We start from the raw sequence: 3051 nt of genomic DNA on the forward strand, positions 1-3051 counted from the left end.
ACCGCGGTGCCGGCCGTGGAGCGCGATCACCCGGCGTCGGTCAGGCCACCGGGCGTGCGGGACTCATCATGATCGCACACCCGTCAGCCCACCGGCGGCTCAGACGTCCTGCTTGCCCCGCCGGCGAATGAGGAAACCGCCGCCGGCAATAGCGGCCAGCAGGGCGATCAGCGCGAAACGCTTCATTGCGTACCTCCACGATGCGGACGAAAGGCATTACAGAACATTCCAACACCGGCACCAGTACCTGGCGCTCGAGCCATCCTGCACACCGGCAAAATCACCCTGGGTAGCTGGCCGAACCTTGCGGATCGGCGGTGGGTCGAACCTGAGCATGCCATGTCCACAGCCAGTTGGCGGGAAGGCGGCCCAGGATGTCGACCATCATACGGGCGCCGCCCCTCGTCCGCCGCATCACCGGGTACCCCAATCACGATGATCTCAGAGAAGATCACGAATGGTAATCGTCTGATCCCGGCCGGGGCCGACGCCGACGGCCGACACCGGCGCCCCGGCCAACTCCTCGACAGCCTTCACGTAGTCACGAGCAGCCTGCGGGAGCTGATCGAACGACGTGGCGCCCGAGATGTCGTCACCCCAGCCCGGCAGTTCCTCATAGATCGGCCTGGCGTGATGGAACTCGGTCTGGGTCATGGGCATGTCGTCGTGGCGGACACCGTGCACGTCATATCCGACACATATCGGAACACGGTCAAATCCGGACAATACATCTAGTTTGGTAAGAAAAACATCAGTCAACCCGTTCACGCGCACGGCGTAGCGGGCGATGACCGCATCGAACCAGCCCGTGCGCCGGGCTCGACCGGTGGTCACACCGAACTCGCCACCGACGGCACGCAGCTCGTCGCCGACCTTGTCGGTGAGTTCGGTCGGAAACGGGCCGGAGCCGACGCGGGTCGTATACGCCTTGCAGATACCGATCACCCGCGTGATCCGGGTCGGGCCGATACCCGAGCCGGTCGCGGCCCCGCCCGCCGTCGGGTTCGACGAGGTGACGAACGGATAGGTCCCATGGTCGACATCGAGCAGGGTGCCCTGCGAACCCTCCAGCAGGACGACCTTGCCGGCCCGTAACGCCTGGTCCAGGACAAGCCCGGTATCGGCGATGTGCGGTCCGAGCAGGCGCGCGTATCCGGCGTACTCCTCGACGATCGCGTCCGTGTCAAGGGCCCGTCGATTATAGATCTTGGTCAGGATCTGGTTCTTGTCCCGCAGCGCCAGCTCCAGCTTGGCCCGGAAGATCCCGGGGTCGAGGAGGTCCTGAACGCGGATCCCCGTCCGGGCAATCTTGTCACCATAGGTCGGACCTATCCCGCGGCCGGTCGTCCCGATCCGAGCCTTGCCAAGGTAACGCTCCGTCACCTTATCGAGCGCGCGATGATGAGGCATGATCAGATGAGCATTCGCGCTGATCAACAAACGGGACACGTCGATGCCACGGGCGATCAGCCCATCCATCTCGCCGAGAAGAACCCCCGGATCGATCACCACGCCGTTGCCGATCACGGGCACGCAGTCGGCACGTAGCACGCCACTTGGGATCAGATGCAGAGCGTAACTTTCCTCACCGATGACGACCGTATGTCCGGCATTGTTACCGCCCTGGTAACGAACCACGAAGTCGACCGCCCCGCCAAGCAGGTCGGTCGCCTTTCCCTTGCCTTCATCGCCCCACTGGGCACCGATCAGCACGAGCGCAGGCACCGGGCGAGATTACCTGGCCCACCGGTCGGAGCGGGCGCACGGGCGGCACTGCGTGATATCGATCCAGGTCGACGGGCTAAAGATCATAACTACCCGATACGTGCGGACGCTGCCGAGCGCCCCCGTCGACCACTATGACGATCACGATCATTTCCCGTGCCCGGCGGGCCTGGAAACCCCTGACGGACCCTGGATGATCGCGACGAGTGGCCGTCGGTCCACCGTCGCGACACGATTGATCGTCTAAATAAAGATCCTACTTGCATTACCAAGAGTTACTGTGGAGGCTGTTCCGGTAACAGGATTAGTCAATCGGGACGGGGGTGTCACGGTGGCCGCTGTCACCGCCCGGTCCGTGCGTGCCGAAGGCTCCGGCCAGAGCACCGGCACGGCGGACGACCTGGCATCGGAGAGCGCTTCCGCCAGCCACCGGCGGCATGAAGAGAAGATCATCGCGTCGCCGTCGGCCCCGCCGCCACATCCGTCCGACCGACCCACATCAGCACAGCCGGTCGTGCCGCCGACGCCGGTCGGAGACCAGCCAGGGAGAGGTCTGACCACACTGAACCTGCCTGACGCCCCCCTGCCGGCGGTGGCGCATCCCGGCGGCGGCCCACCGGAGGACACCCCGCCCGTCGCGACTCCACCAGCTGATCGCAGACCCGACAGCCGGGTCGGTCCCCTCACGGTTCACTGGACACCGGCGTTGCGTACCAACATCATTCGCCAGTCACAGGTCACGAGTCAGGTCGTCGGTGTACATGCCTGGCCCGTCGGCTTCTCACCCATCGGTGACCTGCTTCCCGCCACCCTGCCCGAGGTGCTCAGGCGAGGCAGCCACGCGGTCCGCAGCGCCAACGAGGTCGAAGAACAGCGCAAGGAGCGCGCGGACGCCATCGCCACCTATGCGGTCGCGCAGATCGCCGAGTTTCTCGCCATCTGCGCGGCCGAGGGCCTCACCCCGACCTTGACGATCCGGGTGGTCGCAGACCGGCAACCGGATCAACCCCCGGATCAACCCGCCGAGGCCGCGACGCCTCGACGTGGCCGGCGCACCCCGCCACGAGCCTGGCCGGTGCTCTACTGGCGCAACCAGAGTTTCCCGTACACCGGCCGCTCCCTGCACCTGTTCGTGGACGCCTCCGGACAGACCTTCGAAAGCCGCGAGGACCCCGGGCCGCAGGCCGTCCTCGGCCGCGACGTCCGGGTCTGGCCGGTCGACGTCCACACCGTTATCGGGTCCATGGCGGAAGTCGACGCCCGACGGTGTGCGCATCAGCTCGTCTACGCCATGGCGCACCTGCTGTGGAATGCCGGCATCAGCCT

The 3051-nt window shown here is 65.9% G+C and carries 2 protein-coding genes; one reads left to right on the top strand and one right to left on the bottom strand.

Annotated features, from left to right (window positions below; translation table 11 throughout):
* Positions 1–441: 441 nt before the first annotated feature.
* On the bottom strand, positions 442–1725 hold the full coding sequence (locus U9980_RS17695) for an adenylosuccinate synthase (RefSeq protein WP_322751358.1): 1284 nt from the start codon (positions 1723–1725) through the stop codon (positions 442–444).
* A gap of 331 nt (positions 1726–2056) precedes the next feature.
* Here U9980_RS17695 and U9980_RS17700 point away from each other — a divergent pair.
* Positions 2057–3051: hypothetical protein (locus U9980_RS17700; protein WP_322768931.1), on the top strand; the 995-nt coding region annotated here is incomplete at its 3' end.

This window comes from Protofrankia sp. Cr1, from assembly GCF_963555865.1.
Lineage (GTDB): Bacteria > Actinomycetota > Actinomycetes > Frankiales > Frankiaceae > Protofrankia.